The sequence below is a fragment of the Bradyrhizobium sp. KB893862 SZCCT0404 genome (assembly GCF_018130885.1).
GTDB classification, from domain to species: Bacteria; Pseudomonadota; Alphaproteobacteria; order Rhizobiales; family Xanthobacteraceae; genus Bradyrhizobium; species Bradyrhizobium stylosanthis.
This window is the reverse complement of the sequence record NZ_JAFCLT010000003.1, coordinates 381246-407782: the sequence shown is the minus strand read 5'-3', so window position 1 is coordinate 407782 and position 26537 is coordinate 381246. Positions and strand designations below refer to the sequence as shown.

At 65.8% G+C, this 26537-nt stretch carries 24 protein-coding genes; 10 read left to right on the top strand and 14 right to left on the bottom strand.

Features of this window, described 5'->3' with window-relative positions; translation table 11 throughout:
- Positions 1–106: 106 nt before the first annotated feature.
- Both JQ617_RS15860 and JQ617_RS15855 read right to left on the bottom strand, forming a co-directional pair.
- Positions 107–994 (bottom strand): TauD/TfdA dioxygenase family protein, encoded by an 888-nt coding sequence (locus JQ617_RS15860; RefSeq protein WP_212027127.1) that lies wholly within the window; start codon positions 992–994, stop codon positions 107–109.
- Positions 995–1188: 194 nt separating this feature from the next.
- Positions 1189–1968 (bottom strand): SDR family NAD(P)-dependent oxidoreductase, encoded by a 780-nt coding sequence (locus JQ617_RS15855; RefSeq protein ID WP_212027126.1) that lies wholly within the window; start codon positions 1966–1968, stop codon positions 1189–1191.
- 97 nt (positions 1969–2065) lie between these two features.
- Here JQ617_RS15855 and JQ617_RS15850 point away from each other — a divergent pair, with 97 nt between their 5' ends.
- Complete coding sequence (locus JQ617_RS15850; protein WP_212027125.1) at positions 2066–2803, top strand: SDR family NAD(P)-dependent oxidoreductase; 738 nt, start codon at positions 2066–2068, stop codon at positions 2801–2803.
- 183 nt (positions 2804–2986) lie between these two features.
- Positions 2987–3361 (top strand): CsbD family protein, encoded by a 375-nt coding sequence (locus tag JQ617_RS15845; protein ID WP_063694196.1) that lies wholly within the window; start codon positions 2987–2989, stop codon positions 3359–3361.
- Between the two features lie 157 nt (positions 3362–3518).
- On the opposite strand, the gene JQ617_RS15840 is transcribed toward JQ617_RS15845, so the two are convergent.
- Both JQ617_RS15840 and JQ617_RS15835 read right to left on the bottom strand, forming a co-directional pair.
- On the bottom strand, positions 3519–5207 hold the full coding sequence (locus tag JQ617_RS15840) for an SGNH/GDSL hydrolase family protein (RefSeq protein ID WP_212027124.1): 1689 nt from the start codon (positions 5205–5207) through the stop codon (positions 3519–3521).
- Between the two features lie 181 nt (positions 5208–5388).
- The gene (locus JQ617_RS15835; protein ID WP_212027123.1) at positions 5389–6774 is read right to left on the bottom strand and encodes a lytic murein transglycosylase; all 1386 of its coding nucleotides are present in this window, start codon (positions 6772–6774) and stop codon (positions 5389–5391) included.
- Positions 6775–6978: 204 nt separating this feature from the next.
- Here JQ617_RS15835 and galU point away from each other — a divergent pair, with 204 nt between their 5' ends.
- Complete coding sequence (gene galU, locus JQ617_RS15830) at positions 6979–7854, top strand: UTP--glucose-1-phosphate uridylyltransferase GalU (protein ID WP_212027122.1); 876 nt, start codon at positions 6979–6981, stop codon at positions 7852–7854.
- Positions 7855–7986: 132 nt separating this feature from the next.
- Here galU and JQ617_RS15825 read toward each other — a convergent pair whose 3' ends face one another.
- The gene (locus JQ617_RS15825; RefSeq protein WP_212027121.1) at positions 7987–9483 is read right to left on the bottom strand and encodes a sensor domain-containing diguanylate cyclase; all 1497 of its coding nucleotides are present in this window, start codon (positions 9481–9483) and stop codon (positions 7987–7989) included.
- 154 nt (positions 9484–9637) lie between these two features.
- Between JQ617_RS15825 and JQ617_RS15820 the strand changes: the two genes are divergently transcribed.
- Positions 9638–9898 carry a DUF7662 domain-containing protein gene (locus JQ617_RS15820; protein ID WP_212027120.1) on the top strand — a complete coding sequence of 87 codons (261 nt, stop codon included), beginning with the start codon at positions 9638–9640 and terminating at the stop codon, positions 9896–9898.
- A gap of 7 nt (positions 9899–9905) precedes the next feature.
- On the top strand, positions 9906–10154 hold the full coding sequence (locus tag JQ617_RS15815) for a hypothetical protein (protein WP_063694190.1): 249 nt from the start codon (positions 9906–9908) through the stop codon (positions 10152–10154).
- A gap of 64 nt (positions 10155–10218) precedes the next feature.
- On the opposite strand, the gene JQ617_RS15810 is transcribed toward JQ617_RS15815, so the two are convergent.
- The 4 genes from JQ617_RS15810 to metG all read right to left on the bottom strand — a co-directional run bounded on the left by JQ617_RS15810 (position 10219) and on the right by metG (position 16529).
- Complete coding sequence (locus JQ617_RS15810; RefSeq protein ID WP_212027119.1) at positions 10219–10485, bottom strand: hypothetical protein; 267 nt, start codon at positions 10483–10485, stop codon at positions 10219–10221.
- 282 nt (positions 10486–10767) lie between these two features.
- Positions 10768–13644, bottom strand: coding sequence for an EAL domain-containing protein (locus JQ617_RS15805; RefSeq protein WP_186467707.1), 2877 nt, complete (start codon positions 13642–13644; stop codon positions 10768–10770).
- Positions 13645–13783: 139 nt separating this feature from the next.
- Positions 13784–14782 (bottom strand): NAD(P)H-quinone oxidoreductase, encoded by a 999-nt coding sequence (locus JQ617_RS15800; RefSeq protein WP_145668346.1) that lies wholly within the window; start codon positions 14780–14782, stop codon positions 13784–13786.
- A gap of 67 nt (positions 14783–14849) precedes the next feature.
- Complete coding sequence (gene metG / locus JQ617_RS15795) at positions 14850–16529, bottom strand: methionine--tRNA ligase (protein ID WP_212027118.1); 1680 nt, start codon at positions 16527–16529, stop codon at positions 14850–14852.
- A gap of 272 nt (positions 16530–16801) precedes the next feature.
- Here metG and JQ617_RS15790 point away from each other — a divergent pair, with 272 nt between their 5' ends.
- Positions 16802–16993, top strand: a complete 192-nt coding sequence (locus JQ617_RS15790) for a DUF1192 domain-containing protein (protein WP_145668350.1) — start codon at positions 16802–16804, stop codon at positions 16991–16993.
- Between the two features lie 531 nt (positions 16994–17524).
- Positions 17525–18034 carry a protease adaptor protein RcdA gene (rcdA, locus tag JQ617_RS15785; RefSeq protein WP_212027117.1) on the top strand — a complete coding sequence of 170 codons (510 nt, stop codon included), beginning with the start codon at positions 17525–17527 and terminating at the stop codon, positions 18032–18034.
- Positions 18035–18323: 289 nt separating this feature from the next.
- On the opposite strand, the gene rpmE is transcribed toward rcdA, so the two are convergent.
- Positions 18324–18551: a 50S ribosomal protein L31 gene (gene rpmE / locus JQ617_RS15780; RefSeq protein ID WP_063694184.1), complete on the bottom strand. Its 228-nt coding sequence runs from the start codon at positions 18549–18551 to the stop codon at positions 18324–18326.
- A gap of 197 nt (positions 18552–18748) precedes the next feature.
- Here rpmE and JQ617_RS15775 point away from each other — a divergent pair, with 197 nt between their 5' ends.
- Positions 18749–20599: an ABC transporter ATP-binding protein/permease gene (locus JQ617_RS15775; protein WP_063694304.1), complete on the top strand. Its 1851-nt coding sequence runs from the start codon at positions 18749–18751 to the stop codon at positions 20597–20599.
- A gap of 162 nt (positions 20600–20761) precedes the next feature.
- On the opposite strand, the gene JQ617_RS15770 is transcribed toward JQ617_RS15775, so the two are convergent.
- The 4 genes from JQ617_RS15770 to JQ617_RS15755 form a co-directional block, all read right to left on the bottom strand.
- Positions 20762–20977: a hypothetical protein gene (locus JQ617_RS15770; RefSeq protein WP_212027116.1), complete on the bottom strand. Its 216-nt coding sequence runs from the start codon at positions 20975–20977 to the stop codon at positions 20762–20764.
- Positions 20978–21050: 73 nt separating this feature from the next.
- Positions 21051–21497, bottom strand: a complete 447-nt coding sequence (locus tag JQ617_RS15765) for a GNAT family N-acetyltransferase (RefSeq protein WP_212027440.1) — start codon at positions 21495–21497, stop codon at positions 21051–21053.
- Positions 21498–21609: 112 nt separating this feature from the next.
- The gene (locus JQ617_RS15760) at positions 21610–22638 is read right to left on the bottom strand and encodes a peptidoglycan -binding protein (RefSeq protein ID WP_212027115.1); all 1029 of its coding nucleotides are present in this window, start codon (positions 22636–22638) and stop codon (positions 21610–21612) included.
- 153 nt (positions 22639–22791) lie between these two features.
- Positions 22792–23820, bottom strand: a complete 1029-nt coding sequence (locus JQ617_RS15755; RefSeq protein ID WP_212027114.1) for a flagellar motor protein MotA — start codon at positions 23818–23820, stop codon at positions 22792–22794.
- Between the two features lie 269 nt (positions 23821–24089).
- On the opposite strand from JQ617_RS15755, the gene JQ617_RS15750 reads away from it, so the two are divergent.
- On the top strand, positions 24090–25109 hold the full coding sequence (locus JQ617_RS15750) for an SAM-dependent methyltransferase (RefSeq protein ID WP_212027113.1): 1020 nt from the start codon (positions 24090–24092) through the stop codon (positions 25107–25109).
- A gap of 230 nt (positions 25110–25339) precedes the next feature.
- Positions 25340–26533 (top strand): efflux RND transporter periplasmic adaptor subunit, encoded by a 1194-nt coding sequence (locus JQ617_RS15745; RefSeq protein ID WP_145668366.1) that lies wholly within the window; start codon positions 25340–25342, stop codon positions 26531–26533.
- The last annotated feature ends 4 nt before the right edge of the window (positions 26534–26537 follow it).

Below are 26537 nucleotides of genomic sequence, written 5' to 3'. Positions count from 1 at the left end.
TACGCCGCTGCCCATCGGCTCTTTCACGACCGTCTCGGCGTGCTGCATCGCCCGGTCCACCCGGGCGATGACACCGATCGCTGAGTAGCACCGCGCCCAGTAGCCCCTACTCCGCCGCCTGCTGCTGCACCGTCGGCTCGGTGCCCGCGACCGTCGCCCTGCGCATATCGCGGGGCTGGGACTGGTCGTAGCGGCGGACGCGGTGCATGGTCTGGCGGTTGTCCCACATCACGAGGTCATGCAGCTTCCATTTGTGGACGTAGACGAACTCGGCTTGCGTCGCGTGCTCGTTGAGATCGCGCAGCAACAGGCGTCCTTCGGGGAGGCTCATGCTGACGATCTTGCCGGCATGCGATGACAGGTAAAGCGACTTGCGGCGATGCACGGGATGGGTCCGCACCAGCCGCTGCAGCACCGGCTTGAACATCTCCTTCTCGTCATCCGTGTATTCGGTGAAGCCGAGCGATCCCCGCGAATACATCAGCGAGTGCTCGCAGACGAGATCCTCGATCTCCGCCTTGGTCTCATCGTCCAGCGCGTCATAGGCCGCGCGCATGTCGGCGAACTCGGTGTTGCCGCCCTTTGGATTCACCACCCGCGCCGACAGCAGCGAGAATTTTGCCGGGATCGGGCGAAACGAGCTGTCGGAATGCCACAGGCAATTGCCGAGATTGAACAGATGCGCGCGGCTGTCCTTGGCGAGCGGCTTGCCGTCCTTACCGAGATTGGAGACGTCGTTGAGGCCGGACTGCAGCCGGTAATCCTTCTCCTTGGTCACCGTGCCGCCCCGCGCGTCCTCGCGCTGCCCGAAGTTCAGCGCAAACGCCATCTGCTGCTCGTCGCTGATGTCCTGGTCGTGAAAGACGAGTACCGCGTATTTGTCCATGGCGGCCTCGACCTCGCGCGCTTCGTCCGGTGTGAGGGGCTTGCGCAGGTCGAGGCCCGAAACCTCGCCGACAAAATGTTTCTGAAGCTGACGGATGGCGATCGTCATGGTGTTCTCTCCCGGTGCCGCGAGCGGTTGGTCCCGCTCTGTCGGTGAAAAAGCTACTCCTGCACTCGAAGTTGTCAACGCGCGGAACGCATGGCTCCTCCGTAGCCGGGATGGAGCGCAGCGCAATCCGGGCTTCTTACCCCGCGGAAAGCCCTTCCCGGATTACGCTACGCTCCATCCGGGCTACGAGTTTCTCAGGCGTTCCGCGCCATCAGGCCGCCGTCGACCGGAATCACCGCGCCGGTGAGGAACGAGGCCGCCGGCAGGCACAGGCTCAGCGTCATGTGCGCGACCTCTTCGGGATCACCGTAGCGGCCGAGGGCGGTGCGGCGCTTGGCGTAGATGGTCTTGTGCTCTTCCGAGATGCGGTCGGTGATGGCGGTGCGGATCGGGCCCGGGCAGATGCAGTTGACGGTGATGCCTTCGCGGCCGAGCTCTACTGCCAGCGAACGGGTGAGGCTCGCGACGCCGCCCTTCGCCGCCGAATAGGGGCTGTGCAGCGCGGTCGCGCCGAGCGCCTCGGTCGAGGCGATGTTGACGATGCGCGGGCTCTTCGACTTGCGCAGATGCGGCAACGCGGCGCGGATGATGCGCGGATGCGCGGTCAGCATCACGGCGATGCCTTTGGCCCAGGCGTCTTCGTAAGTCTCGTCGTCGATCGCGACGCGCACGGAGATGCCGGCATTGTTGACGACGATGTCGAGCCCGCCGAAATGCGCGGCGACATCGCCGACCACGCGCTTGATCTCGCCGCCGTCGGCGACATCGAGCTTCCAGGCCTTCGCCGCTCCGCCGCTCGCCGCGATCTCCGTCGCGACCGCATGCGCGCCCTGCTCGTCATAGTCGGTGACGGCAACGTTGGCGCCCTCGCGTGCGAACACGCGCGCAGTGGCGCGGCCCATGCCGCTCGCCGCCCCCGTCACGAGAACGGTCAGGCCCTTCACCGACCGGCTGAGCTCCCTGAACTCCGTCATGCTGCTTCCTCGCGGCGTCTTGCTTGTTGTTATGATTGACAAGGCTGGCATCGATCCGCAGACAGGTCAAACAAGCAAAACAAAAGGGAGGTGCGCGATGGCGAACGAGCTGGATTTTTCGGGCAAGCAGGTGCTGGTCGTCGGCGGTTCCAGCGGCATCGGCAACGGCATCGCGCAAGCTTTTCGCGCCAGAGGCGCGGCAGTTGCGGTGTGCGGCACGCGTGCTCGCGCAGCGGAATATTCGGCGGAGGAAGGCTCAGATCTCGCAGGGCTTGCTTACGCGCAGCTCGATGTCGGCAACCCCGGTGCGATCGAGGCGTTCGATCCGTCCTTTGATCGTCTCGACATCCTGGTGCTTGCGCAAGGCGCGGTGCTCTATCGCCGCGGCGAGTTCGAGATGGCCGGCTTCCGCAAGGTCGTGGAGGTCAATCTCATGAGCCTGATGGCCTGCGCGACGCGGTTTCATTCCATGTTGCGGGATGCGAAGGGCGCGCTGATCATGGTGTCCTCCACCGCGGCTTATCATTCCACCATGGGCAATCCCGCCTACAATGCCTCGAAGACCGGCGCGGTCGGATTGACGCGCACGCTGGGCGAGGCCTGGGCCGAGGACGGCATTCGCGTCAACGGCATCGCGCCCGGCCTCGTCGACACCAAAATGACGAAGGTGACGACCGACAACCCCAAGCGGCTCGAAGGTGCGCTCGCGCGCATTCCGCTGCGACGGCTGGGCACGCCGGCCGACATGGCGGGCGCGGCCTTGTTCCTGGCCTCGCCGCTGTCGTCCTACATCATCGGCCAGACGCTGGTCGTCGATGGCGGCCTCATTTTGTAGCCTTCTTGTAGCCCGGATGGAGCGAAGCGTAATCCGGGGTTCTCGCCTCGCGGAAAGACTTTCCCGGATTGCGCTTCGCTCCATCCGGGCTACGCATCTTCATTGGGCTACACACTTTCGTCGTGGCTTGGAACTGCGCTGCTCCTGATCGGTTACTTGGGCTGACCCCCGAGGAGGAGCATCATGGACACGGATCGGATTGTCGGATCGGCCAAGGAATATGCCGGACGCGCGGAAGGCGCGATCGGAGACATGGCAGGCGATGCCAAGACGCAGGCATCGGGCAAGGCGCGCGAAGCCGCCGGCACGGTGCAGAATCTCTACGGCCAAGCCAAGGATGCGGTGCGTGATGCCGCGGACACAGCGGCCGGCTATGCCAAGGACGCCTATGACAATAGCGGCGACACCTTCCGCGACGGCACGCAGGCGCTCTCCAAGAAGGTGAAGGACAACCCGCTCGGCTCGCTGCTGGTCGCCGGCGGCATCGGCTTCGCACTCGCGCTGCTGATGTCACGCCCCGCCCGCCGTCCGCCGCCGCGCTGGCGCTATTACGGCTAGTGGATAAACACGTATCTTGTGCCCCGGACGCGCTGCAGCGCTAAAGCGCTGCTGCGCAGAGCCGGGGCCCATTGTTTCTGAAGTAAGGATGCGGGGTCCCGGCTCTGTGGCGCATCACCAAGAGGTGCCGCGCCGCGTCCGGGACATGCGATATCAATTACCTGATTTCCGCCGATCGCCCGACGTTACCCGGCGGGCGCGGAATCCCGGGGGTGAGATTCGGATTGCGCGGTCCCGGTGCCGGCGTCATTTGCCGGGGCGCAGGCTGCGGCGAGCCGAAGCCGAAGAAATCCCGGAACGACGGCGTGGCCTGCGCCGGCTGCTGCTGCACCACCGGCGGCTTTTTCGGCGCGGGCTTAGGCGGCGCGATCGCAGCCGCCGCGCCTGGTGAACCCGAAGTGGCGCCGCCGTCCGGCGTGGTCGCCGCCATCGGCGTATCGCCCTTGGCCTGTTCGCGGCCGACTTCGCGGCGCGGCCAGGCATAATCGTCGGCGCGGCCGGCGGGAGCCGCCAGCGGCTCACCCTTCACCATGGTTTTTGCGGCGAGCGCATCGACGGCGGCGGGGCGCGAGCCCGGGCCGCCCAGCAATTGATCGGCCGAGATCGAGGCCGCGACCAGCGGCACGATCGGCCCGGCCAGCGGACGCGGCGCGGGCTTGCCGGGTTCGGCGCTGGTGTCGGGCGTCGCAGGCTCGCTCGGCAGCGCGATCGGGCCGGAGCGTCCGGCGAGCAGGCGCGTGATCTCACGCTCGACATAGTGGGCGAGCTTCCGCGCGCCGGGCTTTGTGAAGAAGACGCCATCGGAGCTGCGGAGTTGGCGGATCTGGCCTTCGAAGTCCGGGCCCTTCTGCAGGAAGCGGCCGGCCTCGTCGACAAAGCCGTCCCAGACATCGACATAGGTGATGCCGGCCTTGGCCGCGCCTTCGCGATAGAGCGAATCCAGGAACAGCATGTCCGCCGTTCCCTTCTGTCCGCGGATCGCGGGCAGGCCGACCCAGAGCACCGGTACGCCCTTGGCCTTCAGTACGCCTGCGAGCTCCTCGACCTTCTTGGTGTAGAGCTCGACCCAGCGCTCGTCGCGGAATTCGTAGAGGCCGTTCGGATTGCGCGCCGTCTTTTCCGGCGCCGCCGCGGGCGTGTCGGCGTTGTCGGCATCATCCTGCGGCAGGTCGGCATCGGCGGGCTTGTCGTCAGGCTTGGCGGCGGCGTCGGGCTTGGCATCGCCGGGCTTTGCCGGCTGCTTGGCGCGCGCGCCCTTGTCGTTCTTCTTATCTTTGTCTTTGTCCGACTTGTCGGCGACTGGTTCGCGGATCGCGATGCGATCGTTGAGGCCGAGCATGACCACGATCACGTCGGGTTTCTCGGTCTCGAGAATGCCTCTCGCGGCCGCGGTCCAATCCGAAGGCTCGCCCTTCGGCTGATACTTGATCAGGCCCGAGGTGGTCTTGTGCTTGCGGACGACGCCCATGTCGGGCTGCTCGGCGTAGGCGTCCTCGAGGCCGTAGGCGAGCCAGTCGGCCATGGCATCGCCGATCACCAGCACGTTCTTCTCCGCGACGCTGTCGCGCTTGGCCGGCGCCGGTGCGCGCGAGAAATCCTGGCGCGGCGCCTGCGGCTGTTGCTGCTGGAACGGCTGGAAGAAGTCGCCGCCGAACCAGCCGCCGCCTCCACCTCCGCCCTGGCGCGGCGGTGGGGCCTGGCGCTGCGGCGGACCGCCGAAGCCGGGGAAGTTGAAGAACTGCGCGGAAGCCGGCCCCGCAATCGAGACCAATATCGCAAGCGCCGTCCCCAGCGCGATCAGCGGGCCGGTCTCGGTCAGCGCCTTGAACAGGGACTTCTTCGACATGCGATCTCGGGCACGCGCAATTGGGATCGGAAGTGGTTCGATATAATAACGGAATCAGGCGTCAAACGGGCATATTCCGTTGCAGATTTCCTGCAGATTCTTGGTCCATAGACCGGGGAACTGCCGTCCCCGTCAAGGCAATCGGCCAAAATCCCTGTTTAGGGTTACTTTCGGCGCGATTTTACCGCCCGCGCAGCCGGTCCAGCACGTCGGAGGAGGCAAAACCGTCGGCGGGGATCCCGATCGAGGCCTGGAAATTGCGCAGGGCTTCCCTGGTCTGGCCGCCGAACTGGCCGTCCGGGGTGCCCTTGTAGAAGCCGCGCTGGGCCAGGAGCTGCTGCAGTTCCAGCCGCTCGGTACGGGACAATTCGCGCTCCTGGCGCGGCCAGGGCTGCACAAAGGGCTGGCCGCCGCGCAGGCGGTCGGCGAAATGGCCGATCGCCAGCGCATAGGCCTCGGCCGGGTTGTACTTCATGATGACCCGGTAGTTCTGCAGCATCAGGAAGCCCGGTCCCTGCGCGCCCGCCGGTGCCAGCAGATAGGCTTTCTCCGCCGGATGCGGGAAAGGCTGGCCGGTCGCTCGCTTCATCCCGAGCTTCTCCCATTGCGCAAGCGTCATCGCCTTGGCGCGGTCGGCCAGCATGTAGTTGAAGTCCTTGGGTACCACGACCTCGAAGCCCCAGGTCTGGCCGGCCTGCCAGCCGTCCTTCTTCAGGTTGTTGGCGGTGGAGGCGATCAGGTCGGTCGGATTGTCGACGACGTCGCGCCGGCCGTCGCCGTCGCCGTCCACGGCAAAGCGCTTGAACGCGGTCGGCATGAACTGGGTCGGGCCGAAGGCGCCGGCCCAGGAGCCGCGCATCTGCTCCGGGCGCAAATCGCCGCGGTTGAGGATCTCCAATGCGGAGAGGAATTCATCCTTGAAATAAGCCTGGCGGCGGCCGATGCAGGCGAGCGTCGCGGTCGATTGCAGCACGCTGCGGTCGCCCATCTGCGTCGAGTAATTGGACTCGATGCCCCAGATCGAGGCGATGATGTAGCGGTCGACGCCGGTCGCCTTCTCGGTCGCATCGAACTGCGCCTTGTACTTGGCGAGCACCTCACGCCCCTTGGCGAGACGGTTGTCGTTCACGAGGATGTCGAGATAGTCCCAGATCGATTTCGTGAACTCCGGCTGCGAGTCCATCAGGTCCATGATGCGCAGGTCGGGCGCGAGGCCGGCGGTGAAGCGCTGGAAATTGTCCTGGGTGATGCCGCGCCGTGCGGCATCGGGCCACATGCCGGCGACGCAATTGTTGAAATTGCCGGCGGCCTCGCGGATCGCCGCGGCCGTCATCAGCGGATGGCCGGAGGCACCGTCCTCGCCGCTCCAGGGCTGTGCGCCGCCGGGGCCGGGTGCCGGTTGCGACGGGGCAGGGTTTGACCCTGAGAAGATGCCGCCGAACAGATTGGAAAGGCCGTTCTGCGCCTGGGCATGCGCATGAACCGGCAGCAACAAGGCGGCCGCAAGCATCGTTCCGCCGGTCACAAATCCAGCACGTTTTGCCAGCCCTGCCACTGATTGCATCATGTCCTATCCGCCCGGCCAAAATCCGCCATCAGGAGGCCCGGTACCGGTTGCCAATAGCTTAACAAAGGTGAAATTTTAGTGGCTGCATTTTTCTTAACCCCGGCGCGCGCGAGGCCCCACATCCGCCTTTGTTAGCGGCTGCAAACAAGCTAGCAAGATGCCATTGCTCACCTCACCTATCTCCTCAGGTATCCGATCGATCCCATGAAAATTCGCAAAGCCGTATTTCCTGTCGCCGGCCTCGGCACCCGCGTCCTGCCCGCCACCAAGGCGATGCCGAAGGAGATGCTGACCATCGTCGACAAGCCGCTGATCCAGTACGTCTATGACGAGGCGCGGGAAGCCGGCATCGAGCATTTCATCTTCGTGACCGGCCGCAACAAAAACGTCATCGAAGATCATTTCGACAAGATGTTCGAGCTCGACGCCACGCTGGCTGCGCGCGGCAAGAAGGCCGAGCAGGAGATCCTGGCGCAGAACCAGCCGGACGCCGGCGCCGTCAGCTTCACCCGCCAGCAGGCGCCGCTCGGCCTCGGCCACGCGGTCTGGTGCGCGCGCGACATCGTCGGCAACGAGCCGTTCGCGGTGGTGCTGCCCGACGAGCTCGTGCTCAACACGCCCGGTTGCCTGAAGCAGATGATCGAGACCGCGAGCAAGCTCGGCGAGAAATCCAACGTCATCGCGGTCGAGGCGGTGCCCGACCATCTCACCCATCAATACGGCATTTGCGGCGTCGGCAAACGCACCGGCAAGATGTTCGAGGTCGACGGCATGGTCGAGAAGCCGGCCAAGGGCACCGCGCCCTCCAACCTCTCGATCACCGGCCGCTACATCCTGCAGCCCGAGATCTTCAAGATTCTGGAGACCCAGGAGCGCGGCGCCGGCGGCGAGATCCAGCTCACCGACGCCATGATCGGCCTCGCCAAATCGCAGAAATTCTACGGCGTCGAGTTCGAGGGCGAGCGCCACGATTGCGGCTCCAAGCCCGGCTTCCTCCGCGCCAACATCGCCTACGGCCTGCGCCGCCCCGAGCTGCGAGATGGGCTGATTGCGGAGATGAAGAAGTATCTGGGGCAGTGACATCGAAGGCGAACGCCTTCGGTGTCATCCCGGGGCGGTCCGCAGGACCGAACCCGGGATCTCGAGATTCTCTGGTGCGCAAGGGCGCACCATAGTTCGATGCTTCGCATCGCCCCGGAACGACGGCCTAACTCACGCCACCAGCGACAGCTGCGGCAAGCTCGCGACCACCGACTGGTTGCGGCCGCCGGCTTTGGCCGCGTAGAGCGCTTTGTCGGCCGCGGCGACCAGCACGGCCCAGTCGAGGCCGGCGCTGGGAACGAGGCTGGCAACGCCGCAGGACACCGTCGAGGTCGCCTGATCGTCGGACCAGCCCTGAACCTTGAGGCGGATCGTCTCGGCGACCTTGAAGGCCTCGGTGACCGTGGTGCCCGGCAGCAGCACCGCGAATTCCTCGCCGCCATAGCGCGCGGCGCAGTCGCCGGCGCGCCGCACCGAATCGGAAATGCAGATGGCGATACCGACCAGAACCTGGTCGCCGGCCTGGTGGCCGAACGTGTCGTTGTAGGCCTTGAAGTGATCGGCATCGATCATCAACAGCGCGACCGGCGTCTTCTGGCGCATCGCCCGCCGCCATTCGAGCTCGATGACGCTATCGAACTTGCGGCGGTTCTTCAGGCCGGTGAGCGCGTCGGTCGTCGCCAGCTCCTCGAGCTTGCGCTCGGCCTCGGCGCGCCGGCCGATCTCGCGCGCGAGCACCAGTGTCGATGCCAGCATGAACACGATGAGTGCCAGCACCACGGCGCCGATGCGATAGGCTTCCTTCCGCCACAGCTCGAACACCGCGGCGAGCGGCTTGCCCGCGACCACGAACAGCGGTCCGCCGTCGCCGCTGCGCGCATAGAGCCGCGGCGTCGGATCGACCGGGCCCTGGCCGGAATAGGAGCTGCCGATGCGGAGATTGTCGGCCTTCCAGCTCTGGCGATCGTTCAGGTTCTTGCCGATCACGTCGAGGTCGAACGGCCGCCGCATCATGATGGTGCGGTCGCGCCGGAGCACGGTGATGGTGTCTTCAGGATCGAGATTGAGCCGCTCGAACAATTCGTGGAAATAGCTGAAGCGGATCGAGCCGGTGACGACGCCCATGAAGCCGCCGTCGGTGTCGCTGATGCGCCGGCTCAGCACGATCGAATAGGCGCCGCGAAACAGCATCGGGCGGCTGATGAAAAGCCCGGCGCCGGGATTGTCGCGATGGACCGTGAAGTAATCCTCGTCGGCGCGGTTCTCCGGCACGGGATCGAGGGTGGAGGCGTCGATGGTCAGCCGGCCCTCGGCGTCGAACACCTGGATGGCGCCGAAATGCTTGGCCGTCGTCGCATGGTCGAACAGGATCAGGTGGCGGATCGGCTTGGAAACCGTGGTGAGCTCCGGCAGCAGCATGTTGCTGGCGACCGCCTTCAGCGACAGGTCGTAGATCTCGATGTTGCGGCTGATGTCGGACTCGATGGTGGTGGCGAGGTTCGCCAGCGTCTGGCGGGCCAGCGCCTCCTCGCCGCGGCGCATGTCGAGCATGACGTTGACGCAAATGGCGGAAAAGCCGATCACCGTCACCACCGACGAGATGATCAGCAATTTCGCCGAAATCCGCCACGGCCGCCGGGCCATGACTTCGCGCCATCCAGACAACATCGTTTGCTCCCGACATTAGTGGATGCGCCCGAAAGCTTGAGTAGTGTTTAAGGTAGGACGGCGCTGCCGCAATGAGTTAAGAATCGGTGTATGTGGCTAGCGATTTTCGGCAGGCTGACGTGAACAGACCCGGGCTCCGGGCGAGAGGATGAGTGTGAACGACTACGACGCGCTGCGCGACTATCTGCTGCGGCAGAAGCAGATGGAACTGGTGCTGACCTTCGAGCAGATCGAGGAGATCATCGGGGCAGCGCTGCCGCGCGCGGCCAATCGTGCCTCATGGTGGGACAGCCTGCGCAGCCCCGACATCCAGATGCCGCAGCGCGAAGCCTGCCTCGCCGCGGGCTTCGTGGCGACGCGCATGCCCGACGGTGCGAGCGTTCGGTTCAGGAAGCAGAAATCCCAGCGCCGGTAGGCCTTTCATGATCCTGCGCTGGCTGAGGGGGATTCTTGCCGCAGCGCTGATCGGGATCGGTGTCCTGTTCGCGCTCGCCTTCGAGGCCCGCTACTGGCGCTGGCGCGACTGCTTCAACGAGCTCGGTCGCTGCTACGATCCGGTCTCGCAGGATGTCTATCTCGAACAGGCCGGACTGGTCTGGGGCAGCCTCGCGGCGATCGCGCTGCTGGCGGGGATTGGGCTGGCGATGGGTCTGCGACGAAGGCCAGGGTAGGGCAGCCGGACGCGGTAAAACCGCGCAAGAAGCAGCGGTAGGCCTTCGCACAAAACCATGGCCTTCATTGGCGATTATGGGGCCAGCGGTCGTCGGCGACATGTGCCCGTATCAGGCATCTGGTCGTCTGCCGGTCGCAGGTGCGCACGCATGTGTTCTGGCGCCCCCGAACGTCACCGGCCCCACCGGTGTAGTCGGCACAGAAGCCGAGGCAATTTGCGCCTCGATCCTCGCACCGCGCGCCTGTCAGTGCTCCGGCCGCTTCGGCCGATGCGGCAAGGAACAGTCCGGTGCCGATGAGGGTGATCGCGAAGAACAGGTGCCGGGTCATCCGTAGCTCCCCTGAGAGACGCGCGTGGTTCGCCCGTTCCGGGAACGACAGCGGCAAGCCCAGTGACCTCGATCACCGCGCTGTTCCGGATCGAACGCTGCGTGCCATCTTTCGTGGCGGTCGAGGGGGGGGCTGTTGATCTGGATCAAGCCTCGTAGGGTGGGCAAAGCGAAGCGTGCCCACCACCTCTGAATGGTGGGCACGGCGCAAAATGCGCCTTTACCCACGCTACGAGACTGCCTCTTCCCTTCTCCCGCAAGGAGAGAAGGAAGAAGAGGGCGCTCAGCTCGCCGCTTCCAGCCGCACTTCCGTCAGCAGGCGCATCGCGGCATCCGCGTCCATCGGCTCGCCAAAAGCAAAGCCCTGCGCGTATTCGCAGCCCATCTGGTAGAGCTCGACCGCGTCGGAATCGGTCTCGGCGCCTTCGGCCACCACGTCCATGCCGAGATCGTGCGCGAGCGCGATGATCGACTTCAGGATCACCGGGCGGGTGCCGCGGTTGGTGGTGCGCACGAAGGACTGGTCGATCTTGATGGTGTCGAACGGGAAACGCTGCAGATAGGCCAGCGACGAGTGACCGGTGCCGAAATCGTCGAGCGAGAGCCCGGTGCCGAGCTCGCGGATGCGAGTCAGCATCTGGGCTGCGTGCTCCGGATTCTCCATCACCAGCGATTCCGTCAGCTCCAGCTTCAGCGTGCCGCGCGCCACCGAGGAGCGCGACAGCACGGTGCGGATGTCGTGGATCAGATCGTGGCGCAGCAGCTGCCGCGAGGAGACGTTGACGCTTGCGAAGATCGGCTCGCGCGAACGCATCGCGCGCTGCCACACCGAAAGCTGCTTTGCGGTCTGGTCGAGCACGAACATGCCGAGGTCGACGATCAGGCCGGTCTCTTCCGCGATGCTGATGAATTCCGACGGCGCCATGCGCCCGAGCTTCGGATGATCCCAGCGCGCCAGGGCTTCGAACCCGGCGACGGAGCGATCCTCCAGCCGCACGATCGGCTGGTACAGGATCGTGATCTCCTGCCGCTCGATGGCGCGGCGCAGCTCGCTCTCCAGCGTCAGGCGGTCGGTCTTCCGCGCACGCATCGCCGGCTTGTAGACGTCGATGCGGTCGCCGCCGATGCGCTTGGAATGATACATCGCAAGCTCGGCGTCCTTGATGATCTCGTCCGTGAGCTGAACCTGCGGATCGGACAGGGCAAGGCCGATCGATGCGGTGAGGAAGATCTCGCGGTCGTTGAACGCGATCGGCGCGCGGATGGTCTTGCGGATGGTCTCGGCGAAGGCGGTGATGCGGGCCGGGTCCTGCTCGGACAGCAGGATCAGGCCGAACTGGTCGCCGGCGAGCCGCGCCAGCGTGTCCTGCGGCTTCAGGATGCGCGTGAGGCGGCGGGCCAGCGTCAGCAGGATGGAATCGCCGACCGCGATCCCGACGGAATCGTTGACCTGCTTGAAGCGGTCGAGATCGATCACCATCAGCGTCGGCCGCAGCGTCGGCATGGTCTTGGCGAAATGCGCGACCGCGCCGAGCCGGTCCATGAACAGCTTGCGGTTGGGCAGGCCGGTGAGATTGTCGTGCACGGAATCGTGCAGCAGGCGTTCCTCGGCGTTGCGCAGCTCGGTGACGTCGGTCAGCGTGCCGACGACGCGCGAGACCTCGCCGTCCGAGCCGACCACCGGGCGCGCCTTCAGCGCGAACCACATGAAATGGCCGTCCGGCGTACGCAGGCGGAAATCCTGCACGAGGCGGCCGCGGCGCTGGTCGAGCACGCTATCGAGCGCGGCGCGGAAGCGGTCCTGGTCGAGCGGATGCAGCACTTCCAGCCACGAGGCCGCCGGGCCTTCCAGCGTCCCGCGCTTGAGGCCGAGCAGCGCTTCGGTCTCGGGGCTGGTGAAAACCTTGTCGGCGGAGACGTCCCAGTCCCAGATCAGATCACCGGAACCGGCCAGCGCCAGCGCGCGGCGCTCGATGTCGGAGACGACGCCGGTGGTGGCGCCGCCGCCGGCGAAGGCGTGCTGCATCACCGTGAAGCCGATCAGCATCACGATCAGCACGAGGCCGCCGAGCAGGGCCGGGCCGACGATGTCGTTGGTGACGGAGCCTGCGACCGTCATGCCGGCCGCGACCACCCAGACCACCAGAAGGAACCAGGTCGGGATCAGCAGCACCGCGCGGTCGAAGCCGTGGGTGGAGAGATAGACGATCAGCGCAAATCCGGCGAAGGCGATCAGCACCAGCGAAATGCGCGCGATGCCGGAGGCGACGGCGGGATCGAACAGCGCAAGCGCGACGAGAGATCCCAGGAACGCCAGCCAGCCCACCGTGATGTGCGAATAGCGCACATGCCATCGACTAAGGTTCAGATACGCGAACAGGAACACCAGCAGCGTCGCCGCCAATATCGCTTCACCCGCCGCGCGCCAGATGCGCTCGGCGTTGTTCGACATGTCGAGCACCTTGCCCCAGAAGCCGAAATCGACGCCGATATAAACGAGCACCGCCCAGGCCAGCGCCGCGGCGGCCGGGAACATGATGCTGCCTTTCACCACGAACAGAATGGTGAGAACGAGGGCCAAAAGTCCGGAGATACCGATCACGATGCCCTGGTACAGCGTGAACGAGTTGACCTTGTCCTTGTAGGCTTCCGGCTCCCACAGATAGAGCTGCGGCAGCTTGTCGGTGCGCAGCTCGGCGACGAAGGTGACGACGGCGCCGGGATCGAGCGTGATGCGGAACACGTCGGCGGTTGCGCTTTCCTGACGCTCGGGCCGGTCGCCGATCGACGGCGTGATGGTGGCGATGCGCGACAGGCCGAGGTCGGGCCACAGCAGGCCCGACGAGACGATGCGGTAATGCGGAGCGACGATCAGGCGGTCGAGCTGGTCGTCGGTGTTGTTGGCGAGCGCGAACACCACCCAGTTCTGGCCGCCTTCGCGGGCGCGCACCTCGATGCGGCGAACGATGCCGTCGGTGCCGGGCGCGGTGGAGACCTGGATGCGGTCGGCATCGCTGCGCTGATGCTCGAGCACGCCGGTGAGGTCGATCGCGGGCGCGTCACTGCGGACGCTGACGGCGTCGAGCGCGCGCGCAGGATACGCGGCGACAAGAATCATGAGGCCCAGCGCGATGGGCGCGAGGCACCTGATCAGACGCAAGGCCAGTTCTCCGCGTTCGACGCAACTCTTCGGTGCAAGACGATTTCACACCGGACAGAATTGGTTCGGTGCGTCGCGATAGATGCCACGAAAGCGAGGAAAATCAAAGGGTTTCCGGCGTCTCCTGTGGGCCGCTGGCCTAGACCTCCAACACAATTTTGCCAATATGTGCGCTCGTTTCCATGCGCCGGTGGGCGTCGGCGGCCTTTTCCAGCGGGAAAGAGCTGTCCATCAGCGGTTTGACGCGGCCGTCGCGCAAAAGCGGCATCACTTTCGCCTCGATTGCGGCCACCATAGCTGCCTTGTCCGCATTACTACGGGGGCGCAGCGTCGAGCCGGTATGGGTCAGGCGCTTCACCATCACCTTGGCGATGTTGGCGGTAATCTTGGGGCCGTTGAGGGTCGCGATCTGGACGATGCGGCCATCGACAGCGGCGGCGTCATAGTTGCGATCGACATAGTCGCCGGCGACCATGTCGAGGATCAGGTTCACGCCGGCCTTGTTGGTCTCTTCCTTGACCACGGCAACGAAGTCTTCGGTCTTGTAGTTGATGGCGCGGTCGGCCCCGAGCTTGAGGCAGGCATCGACCTTGTCCTGCGATCCCACGGTGACGAACACCTTGGCGCCGAACGCCTTGGCGAGCTGGATCGCCATGGTGCCGATGCCGGAGGAGCCGCCATGGATCAGCAGCGTCTCGCCGGCCTTGAGGCCGCCGCGCTCGAACACGTTGTGCCAGACCGTCATCAGGGTTTCCGGCAGCGCGCCGGCTTCCTTGATCGACAGTGACGGCGGCACGCTCATGGCCTGGCCGTCCTGGGCGATGCAGTACTGCGCATAGCCGCCACCGGCGACCAGCGACATCACCTTGTCGCCGACCTTGTGCCGCTTGGCGTTGCTGCCGACGGCGACCACCTCACCGGCGATCTCAAGCCCGGGCAGATCGCTGGCGCCGGGCGGCGGCGGATAGGCGCCGGAGCGCTGCGCCACGTCGGGCCGGTTGACGCCGGCGGCCTCGACCTTGACCAGGATCTCGTCGGGACCCGGCTGCGGCACTGCCCGTTGTTCCGGCACCAGCACCTCCGGTCCGCCGGGCTTCGAGATGGCGACCACGGTCATTTGCGCGGGCAGCTTGTCCATGATGTGTCCTTGAGCGAATGGGATCGGCGGATGGCATATCGCCTTTTTCCGCCGAAGTGAAACGACATTAAGACCCGAACCGCGCCGCCAGATGGCCGGCTCGCTCCGGCGAGATCTTCTCGACCAGCGGACCGATCGGCGCGATCACCTTTCCGGCACCGCCATCGAGCAAGTCCGCAAGCGGGCCGTTGGGCCATTTCGGAACGGCGTCGTTGCGGCCGAATGTGCGCAGCACGCTTTCCGACAGGCCGGGGACGATGCTCCATGCCAGCACGGCGCAGATGCCGACGAGATTGAGGCCGGTCCGCGTCACGATCGCGGCGCGGTCCGGATCCGACTTGAGGGCCGTCCACGGTGCGGCGTGCTGCAAATAGGCGTTCGCCACATCCCAGATCGCGCGCGTTGCAGCCGCCGCGGCACGAAACTCGAGCGCCTCGTGATGCCGCCGCAGCGCCGCGATGCGCTGCTCAAGTTCGCGTGCGAGCAGGTGCTCGGCTTCGCCAGGCGCGCCGCCTTCCGGAAACCGTCCATCGAAGGCGCGATGGGCGAAGCTGACAATGCGATTGACGAGGTTGCCGAAGATGTCGGCGAGATCCTTGTTCACGTCGGCGACGAACTTCGTGACAACGAAATCGGTGTCCGCGCTTTCGGGCGCGTTGGCGATCAGCCACCAGCGCCAGAGATCGGCGGGCAATTCCTCCAGCGCACGGTCGGTGAAGACGCCGCGGTTGCGGCTGGTCGAGAACTTGCCGCCCTCGTAATTGAGCCAGTGGAATCCCTTGATGACGTCGACGGTCTTCCAGGGCTCGTGCGAGCCGATCAGCGTCGCCGGGAAGCTTACGGTGTGGAACGGGATGTTGTCCTTGCCGAGGAACTGGATGTAGCTGACGTCATCGGCCTGCCACCACCATGTTCGCCAGTCACGATCCGGCGCGGCGGCGGCCCATTCCTGGGTCGCGGCGATGTAGCCGATCGGCGCGTCGAACCAGACATAGAACACCTTGTCCTCGAAGCCGTCGCGCGGAACGGGAACGCCCCAGGCGAGATCCCGTGTGATGCAGCGATCGCGCAGATCGGCCGTGAGCCAGCTCTTCGCGGTCGACACCACGAAGGCTGGCCATCCGGAGCGGTCATCGATCCAGGCACTCAATGCGCCGACGAGCTGCGACTGGCGCAGGAACAGATGGCGGCTTTCGTGGATTTCCAGCGCGCGGTCGCCCGACAGCGCAGATCGCGGATCGATCAGCTCGGGCGGATCGAGCAGCGTGCCGCAATGGTCGCATTGATCGCCGCGCGCGGACGTGTCGCCACAGTGCGGGCAGGTGCCGAGCACGTAGCGGTCCGGCAGGAAGCGGCCGTCAATGGGCGACCAGACCTGTTGCAACGCGCGTTCCTCGATCAGTCCGGCATCGTCGAGCCTGCGATAGAAGTGCTGCGTCAGCGCGCGGTTCTGCGGCGAGCTGGTCCGCCCGAAATGGTCGAAGGAGAGGCCGAAGCGGCGGTAGATGTCCGCCTGGACGGCGTGCTGCGTGTCGCAGAAGTTCCGGATGTCCTGTCCGGCTTGCACAGCCCCGAGTTCGGCCGGCGTGCCATGCTCGTCGGTGGCGCAGATGAAGAGCACGTCGTCGCCGATCTGGCGCCTGAAGCGGGCATGGACGTCGGCAGGCAACAGCGAGCCTACGAGATTTCCGAGATGCTTGACGCCGTTCACGTAGGGAAGGGCGCTGGTGATGAGAATTTTGGTCATGACTGCGGTCTTTCGCGTTTGGGTGATGCCGACCGGAAAAATCAAAAGCCCTCCCGCATGATCGGAAGGGCTTGGGGTCGGCTCATGCCTCACGCGCGTGGACGCGCACTTATCCCGTCCGGTCATCCTCCTTGCGGTCGGGCCGGGGCATTCGCGTCAGGTGTTGCGCGCTCGCGAAAGTCACTGCAAATTCTCCTTGCGTAGCAGCGATACCATTTCGGCTCGGACAGCGCCACATCGGCGTGGTTCGGGACAGGCGCCCGGGAGGATCCATGGCCACTGAAGACGACGACCGCCCGCGCAAGAAGATCAGTCATGAAATCGGACAGGATCTCTCACTCTTGTCGGTGGAGGAGCTGACCGAGCGCGTCGCGCTCCTCAAGACCGAGATCGCCAGACTGGAAGAAGCCGCCACCAAGAAGCGCGCCTCGCGCGATGCGGCGAACAGCTTTTTCAAGTCGTAGGGCCCCCTCTCGTGTCCCGGGCGCGCTGCGGCGCGCAAGCGCTGCTGCGCAGAACCGGGACCCATGCTCTCCAAGCACATCGGCCAGACAAGTTCTGGGCCCCGGCTCTGCAGTGCACCGCTCCGCGCTGCACTGCGTCCGGGGCACGGTGGCAGCTCGGCCGTTGGCCGACATGGCTAACGAATTCTCAAAATAATTGCTCGTTTACCGTCGATTAAGCTTTCGGGTTTATGACTGGAACTGTCCTCGTTTGGACACCGAGTGGCTCCTGTCCACTCTGTTTGACGCCTCCCTGTTATCAACTTTCAAAGCCGCCGGTCTCCGGCGGCTCTTTTTTTGGTCCAGGGCGTTTTCGAGCCAGGAAAACCCGCCGAAACGAGCGTCTCTCACAGGTTGAATTCCGAGGAATGACCCGCGGAAACCATATCCGCGCTTGTCGCTGGACTCGGCGCCTCGCCCGCGCAATGATTTGTTCATCATAATCCGGCGCCAAAGCCGGACGGGTAAACAGTTGCGTAAGGGGCGTTAACCATGGAACGTTTGCAGGCCGAAGGCGCTCTCGTTCAACTCAGTGAGCGGTTCACCAATTCTGCGGCGTTCGGCGCGCTGTTCCGCGAGGGCATGGACCTCGTCGAAGAGACCGCTGCCTATCTCGATGGTGCCGGTCGCGCCGAGGCCAAGGTGCTCGACCGTGCCGTCAGCCTCACCTACGCAACCGAGAGCATGCGTCTCACCACCCGCCTGATGCAGCTCGCCTCATGGCTGCTGCTGCATCGTGCGGTGAAGGAAGGCGAGATGACGCTGGTGCAGGCCAACCGCGAGAAGACCAAGGTCAAGCTGACCGCCGCCGATCCCGGTCCCTCCGACACCATTGAGAAGCTGCCCTCGCAGCTTCAGGAGCTGATCCATCGCTCGATGAGCCTGCAGACCCGCGTCCGCCGCCTCGACACCTCGATCCACACCGGGCCGACCGAGCACGTCGCGATCGGCAACCCGCTGGTGCCGCACCTCAACGCGCTGAAGGCCGCGTTCGAGCGGTAAGCCTTATCCTCCTGTCATTCCGGGGCGCGCGAAGCGCGAACCCGGAATCTCGAGATTCCGGGTTCCGCTCTGCCAGCCGCCCCGGAATGACAGCGATACTTCTCGTAGGTTGGGCAAAGGCGCGCAGCGCCGTGCCCACCATTCCTCTCTTGCGGATCAAGATATCGGCTTCGTGGGCACGCTTCGCTTTGCCCACCCTACGAAACCTCAGCCTTGATCAGGTGCCCCCAAAACAAAAACGCCCCCGGCTCTCCGGGGGCGTTTTTCGTCTCCAGCCTTGCGGGCCGGATCAATCCTTTTTGAGAAAGCCCGAAAACTTCTTCTGGAAGCGCGAGACGCGGCCGCCGCGGTCCAGCATCTGGGCGTTGCCGCCGGTCCAGGCCGGGTGCGACTTCGGATCGATGTCGAGGTGCAGCTTGTCGCCTTCCTTGCCCCAGGTGGAGCGGGTCTGGTACTCGGTTCCGTCCGTCATGACGACCGTAATCGTATGATAATTCGGATGAATTTCGGCTTTCATGGCAATTCCTCGGCGCCCGGCGCCCGGCTTGAGTGACTATCGAATGACGGATTTGGCCGGGTCTATACCCCACGAAGCCCTCTAAAACAAGCCATTGCGGGCACTTGAGAACCGGGCCGTCCCCTAAGGGACATCCCGGATTTGCCACTCCTCCTGCACCGGCCTATGTGGGGGTAATTGTCTCCTTGGGTCCGATCATGAGCGCTGTGGAACGGCTTGACGACCAGTACCGCGACGGCCGCGACACCGCGCCTGCGGACGCCCCCTCGATCGAGGCCGAGCTGATCGAGCAGCCGGCCAAGGGCCGCGCCAAGCTGCGGCCGCTGGTGGCGCTCGCGCCCTATGTCAGCCGCTATCGCGGCCGGGCCGCGCTCGCCTTCGTCGCGCTCACGATCGCGGCGCTGACCACGCTGCTGGTGCCCGTGGCGGTGCGCCGGATGATCGATTTCGGCCTGACGCCCGAGGGCATCGAGCTGATCAACAGCTACTTCTCGGTGATGATCGCGGTCGTCGCCGTGCTCGCGCTGGCGAGCGCCGCGCGCTACTACCTCGTGATGACGATCGGCGAACGCATCGTCGCCGATCTCAGGCGTGACGTCTTCGCGCATCTGTTGTCGCTCTCGCCCTCCTTCTTCGACTCCGCGCGCAGCGGCGAGCTGATCTCGCGCCTCACCGCCGACACCACCCAGATCAAGTCCGCCGTCGGCGCCTCGGTGTCGATCGCGCTGCGCAACCTGATGATGTTCTTCGGCGCCGCCGCGATGATGGTGATCACCAGCCCGAAGCTGTCGGGCTTCGTGCTGTTGGCGATACCGTTGATCGTGCTGCCGCTGGTCGCCTTCGGGCGCTGGGTGCGGAGGCTGTCGCGCAACGCGCAGGACACGCTAGCCGACGCCTCCGCCTATGCGGGCGAGCTGGTCGGCGCGATCCGCACCGTGCAGGCCTATACCAGCGAGAATTTCGCCGAGAAGCGTTTCGGCGGCGAGGTCGAGCAGGCCTATGAAGCCGCGCGCACCTCGACCCAGGCCCGCGCCGTGCTCACCGCGATCATCATCTTCATCGTGTTCGCGAGCGTGGTCGCGATCCTCTGGATCGGCTCGCACGACGTCCTGACCGGCGCCATCACGCCGGGCCGGCTTGGCCAGTTCGTGCTCTATGCCGCGTTCGCGGCCGCCGGCCTCGGCCAGCTCAGCGAGGTCTGGGGCGAGGTCTCGGCGGCCTCCGGCGCTGCCGAGCGCCTGTTCGAGATCCTGCATGTGAAGCCCGAGATCGCCGCGCCCGTGTCTCCGCGCGCGCTGCCGGTGCCGGCACGCGGCGAAGTCGGTTTCGACCGCGTCAGTTTCTCCTATCCGGCGCGGCCCGACGTCAACGTGCTCGATGCCGTGTCGTTCACCGTGCGCCCCGGCGAGAAGGTCGCCATCGTCGGTCCCTCCGGCGCCGGAAAGAGCACGATCTTCCATCTGTTGCTGCGCTTCTACGATCCGCGCAGCGGCGCGATCTCGCTCGACGGCGTGCCGGTGAAGTCCGCCGATCCGCGCGACTTCCGCTCCCGCATCGCGCTGGTGCCGCAGGAGTCCAACGTGTTCGCCGCGAGCGCCCGCGAGAACATCCGCTTCGGCCGGCCGGATGCGACCGATGCAGAGGTCGAGCGCGCCGCCGAGCTCGCACATGCCGCCGAATTCATCCGCCGCCTGCCCGAAGGTTTCGACACTCCGCTCGGCGAGCGCGGCGTGACCCTGTCGGGCGGCCAGCGCCAGCGCATCGCGATCGCTCGCGCCATCCTGCGCGATGCGCCGCTGCTGCTGCTCGATGAAGCCACCTCCGCGCTCGATGCCGAAAGCGAGACGCTGGTGCAGACCGCGCTTGAAGAGCTGATGCGCCACCGCACCACGCTGGTGATCGCGCACCGCCTCGCCACCGTGCTGTCCTGCGACCGCATCCTGGTGATGGAGCACGGCAAGATCGTCGAGCAGGGCACGCATGCCGAGCTCGTCGCCGCGAACGGGCTCTATGCGCGGCTTGCGAGGTTGCAGTTCGAGGGAGCGTGAGGCCCTGCTGCTGGCCCAGCCACACGGTGTCATCACCCGCGCAGGCGGGTGAACCAGTCCTCCGAGACGGTTGGGGTCAATCGAGAAGCCGCGGCGTGCTGGATTCCCCGCCTTCGCGGGGAATGACAGCTGAGATAGTGGCGAAAATTTCGCGCACGGATGTCATTTGCACTTCGGCGACAGCGCAGGCACGTTCGGCCAGGGCCAGTTCTTCCAGCTCCCATCCGAGCCGACGCAGGTGGATGTCGATGCCGGCTCCGCCCATTTGGACATCTTGGGCTCGGCAAAATTTTGGTCGACATAGCTCGTCGACACATATCCGGCGACGATGACGGCCAGCATCACCGAGGACCCCTTGGTCAGCTCGCTCAGCTTCATTGACCTTCTCCATCCGCCTGCCGTCACGACGACAACGAATAACGGGCGCTACGGGATCCCCAAGTGACAGGCGTCACGCCCGCCACATCATCTTCAGCACCGGCCGGCCCGAGGCCGGGTTCACATCGTCGCCGGCATGGGCGAAGCCGTTGCGCTCGTAGAAGCGGATGGCGCGGGAATTGTCCTTGTTGACGAGCAGTGTGACGCCTGATGGCGACAGCCGCTTGGCCTCGTCCACCAGCAGCCTGGCCGCGTCGGAGCCCCAATGCGCGGGATCGACCACGAGCTGGTCGAGATAGCCCTCGCCGTCGATGGTGACGAAGCCGGTCAGCGCGCCGTCCTGCTCGGACACCACGATCCGGGCCTTCGGCACCAGATCCTTGCGCCAGCGCTCGCGCCACCAATCCAGCCGCGCGGCGAAGTCGATCTGCGGATAGGCCTGCTGCCAGGTGCGATGCCAGAGGTCGATCGAGGCGGCCTCGTCCTCGACGCGGTAGGGGCGGAGGTGAATCATGAGGATATTCTTGTCATGGCCGGGCTTGACCCGGCCATCCAGCCACTTCGAGAAGATCTTCCTTGATGGATTGCCGGGTCAAGCCCGGCAATGACGAGCTTCGGCGCATCCTTCACCGCTACCGCTCCGTCAGCTTCAGCTCGATGCGGCGGTTGCGCTTGAAGGCCTCTTCCGTGTTGCCGGTGTCGAGCGGCTGGAACTCGCCGAAGCCGGCGGCGACCAGGCGCTGGGCGGGCACGCCGAGCGAGATCAGATATTGCACCACCGAGATCGAGCGTGCCGCGGACAGGTCCCAGTTCGACTTGAAGTTCGCGCCGCTCACCGGCCGCACGTCGGTGTGGCCGTCGACGCGCAGCACCCAGGGAATATCGCTCGGGATCTTCTTGTCGAGCTCGATCAGTGCGGTCGCCAGCGTGTCGAGCTCGGCGCGGCCCTCGGGCAGCAGCACCGCCTGTCCGGTGTCGAAGAACACCTCGGACTGGAACACGAAGCGGTCGCCGACGATGCGGATGTCGGGGCGGTTGCCGAGGATGGCACGCAGCCGGCCGAAGAATTCGGAGCGGTAGCGCGACAATTCCTGCACGCGCTGCGCCAGTGCCACGTTCAAGCGCGAGCCCAGATCGGCGATCCTGTTCTGCGATTCCTTGTCGCGCTTCTCGGAGGCGTCCAGCGCCTCCTCCAGGGCCGCCAGTTGCCGGCGCAGCGCGCTGATCTGCTGGTTCAGCACCTCGATTTGCGCCAGCGCCCGCGCCGAGACCGCCTTCTCGGAATCCAGCGCCTTGCCGAGCTCGGTGGTCTTGCCCTGCGCGTCGTTGCCGGCGGCGGCGAGGCCGTCATAGAGGCCCTTGATGCGGTCGCGCTCGGTCTCGGCCGAGGCGAGACCGGCCTTCAATTGCGAGACCTGGTCGTCGAGCGTGAGCTTGCCGAGCTTTTCCAGCGACAGCAGCTCGTTGAGCTGCGCGATCTTGGCGTTGAGCAGCTCCAGCGCCTTGTCCTTGCCGGTCACCTCCTGCGACAGGAAGAACTGCACGACCAGGAACACCGACAGCAGGAACACGATCGACAGCACCAGCGTCGACAGCGCGTCGACGAAGCCGGGCCAGTAGTTGAAGGCGCCTTCGCTGCGGCGGCCGCGCGCTAGAGCCATGTCGTCGATCTCCACTCTCGTGTCCCGGACGCGGTGCAGCGTGCAAACGCTGCTGCGCAGAGCCGGGACCCATTGTCACTCGGAAGGTGCTGGGCCCCGGCTCAGCAACGCATCACTTCGTGCTGCGCTGCGTCCGGGGCACGAGACCTTCGTTCATCCCTTCTCGGGCTGGCGCGCGATCCGCTCCAGCAGGCGCCTTATCTCGCGGTTCTGCTCGCCCTGGCCGTCGGCCCATTCGCGGATCATCTGCTGCTCGGTGCGCATGTGCGAGACCAGCGCCTGGATCGCTTCGGCAAGGCTTGCCATCGCGGCCGTGGTGCCGCGGCTGGCGCTACCTTCCTCGAGCACGGAGCGAAGGCGCTCGACCGCGGCCTGAAGCTCGCCGCTGGCCACCCCGCCGCCGCCGCCGACGGCGGCGGCAACGGGCACGTCGCCGTGGCCATATTCGCGCACGGTGGTGGCGAGCCAGTCTTCGAGGTCGGTGTAGAAGCGGTTCTGCGCCTGGCTCGATTGCAGGTCGAGGAAGCCGAGGATCAGCGATCCCGCGAGGCCGAACAGCGAGCTCGAGAACGAGATGCCCATGCCGCCGAGCGGGGCGGCGAGGCCTTCCTTCAGCGTGTCGAACAGGGCGCCGGAATCGCCCCCGACCTTGAGCCCGTCGATCACCTTGCCGACCGAGCCGACCGTCTCGATCAGGCCCCAGAAGGTGCCGAGCAGACCGAGGAAGACGAGCAGGCCGGTCATGTAGCGGGAGATGTCGCGGGCTTCATCGAGGCGCGTTGCGATCGAATCGAGCAGATGCCGCATCGTGGTCTGGGTGATCGACATCCGCCCGGTGCGCTCGCCGCCGAGGATCATTGCCATCGGCGCCAGCAGCTTCGGGTGGCGGGCCGGGGCGAGGCCGGGATCGGCGATGCGGAAATTGTTGACCCAGGAGACCTCGGGATAGAGCCGGATGACCTGGCGGAAGGCCAGCACGATGCCGATGAACAGCACGGCCCCGATCAGGGCGTTGAGGCCCGGATTGGCGAAGAAGGCCTGGATGATCTGCTTGTAGAGCACCACGCCCACCAGCGTGCACAGCACCAGGAAGACCAGCATCCGCACCAGGAAGACGCTGGGCGAGGACAGCTTGGTATAGTCGATGTCGATGGAGGAGCGGGGCGAGGCGCCAGACGGCATGGCCGGTATCATCCGTTACGAACGTGATTGCGGGCCGCACTATGGCACAGGCCCGGCCCAAAAAAAGCGCCGGATGCGCCGATTTCGTGGAGAGCGCCCGGAACCCGAAGCGGAAATTGCGCTTTGATAGATTGTCATCTGCAAGTCTTCGGCATTCCGCAGGCCGTCGCCGCCCTGTGGCTGCCCCGGCCTGTCGCCGGCGCTTCTCCGTTCTTCTGCCCGTGTACTTCCCTCCACCGTCCACGAAACCTCACCAAGGGAGTGGTCGCATGAGCGTCGTGTCCGCGATCATCGGGACTGCCGAACGTGTGCCCCTGCCGGACGTGGTGGTCCGGACCGCGATCCAGCGCCTCTGCTCCCGCACCGCAACCGGCCTGGCGGCGCACGACGCGCCTGACGATGCCACCATCGCCGGGCGGATGATACTGCGGCAGATCGCCGGGGAGGCGGATGCCGGGCATGACGCGGTGCCCGCTTCCTTCTTTGCACAGCTGCTCGGCCCCAACCGCAAATACTCGTCCTGCTTCTACAAGACCGACGCAACCACCCTGCAGGAGGCGGAGGAGGAGGCGCTGCGCCAGACCGTCGAACATGCCGCTCTCGCCGACGGCCAGACCATCCTCGATCTCGGCTGCGGCTGGGGCTCGCTGTCGCTGTGGATGGCGCGGCAGTTTCCGCGCGCGACGGTGACCGCGGTGTCGATGTCGCAGACCCAGCGCGCTTATGTCGAGGAGGAGGCGGGGCTGCGCGGGCTGTCGAACCTGCGCGCGGTCACTGCGGACATGAACGTGTTCGCGCCCGAGGGACAGTTCGACCGCATCGTCTCGGTCGAGACGTTCGAGCACGTGATGAACTGGCGCAAGCTGATGACGCGCCTGCAGTCGTGGCTTGCGCCCGAGGGGCGCTTCTTCATGCAGATCGACACGCATCGCACCGGCTCGCATCTGTTCGACCGCACCGATCGCGAGGACGGGATCGCGCAGCACGTCTTCACCGGCGGGCTGATGCCGAGCCATCACCTCGTCAGGCAGTTCGACGACATCTTCGCGGTCGAGAAGGAATGGTGCTGGAGCGGAACGCATTATCAGCGCACCGCCAACGACTGGCTCGCCAATTTCGACGCGCGCCGCGAGGCCATCGAGGCCGCCTTGCGCGAGGTCCATGGTGACGAGACCGCAATGTGGATGCGGCGCTGGCGCTGGCTGCTCTTGGTGACATCGGGCCTGTTCGGCTATGCCGACGGAACCGAATGGGGCGTCAGCCAGTACCGGATGAAGGCCGCCGAGTGATTGCGATATTCCGTCGCAGCACGCCGCGATGGAACCCGACTCACAATCCGGTGAGTCGCGAAAAGCCTCTAAAAGTCAGCACGATAGGTCGTGTGACATTGAGCCGCCCGCAGCATGCGTTGCGTCGCAGCAGGTCCCCTCTATTTTGACGGCATCAGCCGCGCGCAAATCGCCCAGAACGGGCCGGCGCAGCGTGACCAGTTTCAACAACATCGGGGCACTTAACCAACATGTCAGGACTTCGTGCGCGATCGGCATGCGTTGCAATGATGCTCGCGGCCTTTGCGCCGCTGCTCGCCGCTTGCGAGGAATCGAACTCGGCCATCTCCGCCGCCCCGCCGGCCGACCCTGACGTCAGCGTCGTCGTCGTCAAGCCGCAGCCGCGCGCCGTGGTGCGCGAGCTGCCGGGCCGCATCGCGCCGACGCGCGTTTCCGACGTGCGGCCGCGCGTATCAGGCATCGTGGTCGAGCGCCTGTTCCGCCAGGGCAGCGAGGTGAAGGCCGGCGATCCGCTCTATCGCATCGATCCGCGTCCGTTCGAGGTCGAGGTGATGGCCAACGAGGCCGCGCTCGCCAAGTCGGAGGCCGCGCTGATGCAGGCCAGGCAGCAGGCGCACCGCATCGCGACCCTGACCAGCCAGCGCGCCGCGCCCGAGGCCGAGAACGAGAAGGCAGTGGCTGGCGAGCGCCAGGCCCATGCCGAGGTCGAGGGCCGCAAGGCCGAGCTCGCGCGTGCCAAGCTCAACCTCGATTACGCGACCGTACGCGCGCCGATCGACGGCACCGTCGGTGCGGCGATCGTCAGTGAGGGCGCACTCGTGGTCCAGAACGAGACCAATCTCGCCACCATCCAGCAGCTCGATCCGATCTATGCCGACTTCACCCAGTCGGTGACCGAGCTCAACCAGCTTCGCCGCGCCTTCGAGAGCGGCGACCTCGAGCGCATCGCGGCCGATGCCGCCAAGGTGCGCCTCGTGCTCGACGACAACACGCTCTATTCGCTCGACGGCAAGCTGCTGTTCTCCGACGCCAAGGTCGACGCCCATACCGGCCAGGTGACGCTGCGCGGCGAGTTCCGCAACCCCAAGCGCGAGCTGCTGCCGGGCATGTATGTGCGCGTCCGCATCGACCAGGGTCTCGATTCCGACGCGATCGCAGTGCCGCAGCAGGCGATCCAGCGCAATGGCGGCGGCGGCAGCGAGGTGTTCGTCGTCAAGGACGACAATCACATCGCGGTGCAGCCGGTGCGCACCGGTTCGGTGCAGGACGGACTCTGGTTCGTCACCGAAGGCCTCAAGGCCGGCGACAAGGTCGTGGTCGAAGGCTTCCAGAAGTTCGCGGCCGGCGACAGGGTCAAGCCGCAATCCTGGTCGGAAGCGGATGCGACCGCGGACAACCGGCACGCCCAGAAGCTGACGCGGTAACGCG

Excerpts from the sequence above, each read along its gene's own strand:
- JQ617_RS15850 (WP_212027125.1), top strand. The coding sequence starts at position 2,066 with ATGGCGAACGAGCTGGATTTTTCGGGCAAGCAGGTGCTGGTCGTCGGC.
- JQ617_RS15855 (WP_212027126.1), bottom strand. The coding sequence starts at position 1,968 with ATGACGGAGTTCAGGGAGCTCAGCCGGTCGGTGAAGGGCCTGACCGTT.
- metG (WP_212027118.1), bottom strand. The coding sequence starts at position 16,529 with ATGACCAAAATTCTCATCACCAGCGCCCTTCCCTACGTGAACGGCGTC.
- galU (WP_212027122.1), top strand. The coding sequence starts at position 6,979 with ATGAAAATTCGCAAAGCCGTATTTCCTGTCGCCGGCCTCGGCACCCGC.
- JQ617_RS15745 (WP_145668366.1), top strand. The coding sequence starts at position 25,340 with ATGTCAGGACTTCGTGCGCGATCGGCATGCGTTGCAATGATGCTCGCG.
- JQ617_RS15760 (WP_212027115.1), bottom strand. The coding sequence starts at position 22,638 with ATGGCTCTAGCGCGCGGCCGCCGCAGCGAAGGCGCCTTCAACTACTGG.
- rcdA (WP_212027117.1), top strand. The coding sequence starts at position 17,525 with ATGGAACGTTTGCAGGCCGAAGGCGCTCTCGTTCAACTCAGTGAGCGG.
- JQ617_RS15770 (WP_212027116.1), bottom strand. The coding sequence starts at position 20,977 with ATGAAGCTGAGCGAGCTGACCAAGGGGTCCTCGGTGATGCTGGCCGTC.
- JQ617_RS15845 (WP_063694196.1), top strand. The coding sequence starts at position 2,987 with ATGGACACGGATCGGATTGTCGGATCGGCCAAGGAATATGCCGGACGC.
- JQ617_RS15775 (WP_063694304.1), top strand. The coding sequence starts at position 18,749 with ATGAGCGCTGTGGAACGGCTTGACGACCAGTACCGCGACGGCCGCGAC.
- JQ617_RS15825 (WP_212027121.1), bottom strand. The coding sequence starts at position 9,483 with ATGTTGTCTGGATGGCGCGAAGTCATGGCCCGGCGGCCGTGGCGGATT.
- JQ617_RS15835 (WP_212027123.1), bottom strand. The coding sequence starts at position 6,774 with ATGATGCAATCAGTGGCAGGGCTGGCAAAACGTGCTGGATTTGTGACC.
- JQ617_RS15755 (WP_212027114.1), bottom strand. The coding sequence starts at position 23,820 with ATGCCGTCTGGCGCCTCGCCCCGCTCCTCCATCGACATCGACTATACC.
- JQ617_RS15860 (WP_212027127.1), bottom strand. The coding sequence starts at position 994 with ATGACGATCGCCATCCGTCAGCTTCAGAAACATTTTGTCGGCGAGGTT.
- JQ617_RS15750 (WP_212027113.1), top strand. The coding sequence starts at position 24,090 with ATGAGCGTCGTGTCCGCGATCATCGGGACTGCCGAACGTGTGCCCCTG.
- JQ617_RS15840 (WP_212027124.1), bottom strand. The coding sequence starts at position 5,207 with ATGTCGAAGAAGTCCCTGTTCAAGGCGCTGACCGAGACCGGCCCGCTG.
- JQ617_RS15815 (WP_063694190.1), top strand. The coding sequence starts at position 9,906 with ATGATCCTGCGCTGGCTGAGGGGGATTCTTGCCGCAGCGCTGATCGGG.
- JQ617_RS15810 (WP_212027119.1), bottom strand. The coding sequence starts at position 10,485 with ATGACCCGGCACCTGTTCTTCGCGATCACCCTCATCGGCACCGGACTG.
- JQ617_RS15790 (WP_145668350.1), top strand. The coding sequence starts at position 16,802 with ATGGCCACTGAAGACGACGACCGCCCGCGCAAGAAGATCAGTCATGAA.
- rpmE (WP_063694184.1), bottom strand. The coding sequence starts at position 18,551 with ATGAAAGCCGAAATTCATCCGAATTATCATACGATTACGGTCGTCATG.
- JQ617_RS15800 (WP_145668346.1), bottom strand. The coding sequence starts at position 14,782 with ATGGACAAGCTGCCCGCGCAAATGACCGTGGTCGCCATCTCGAAGCCC.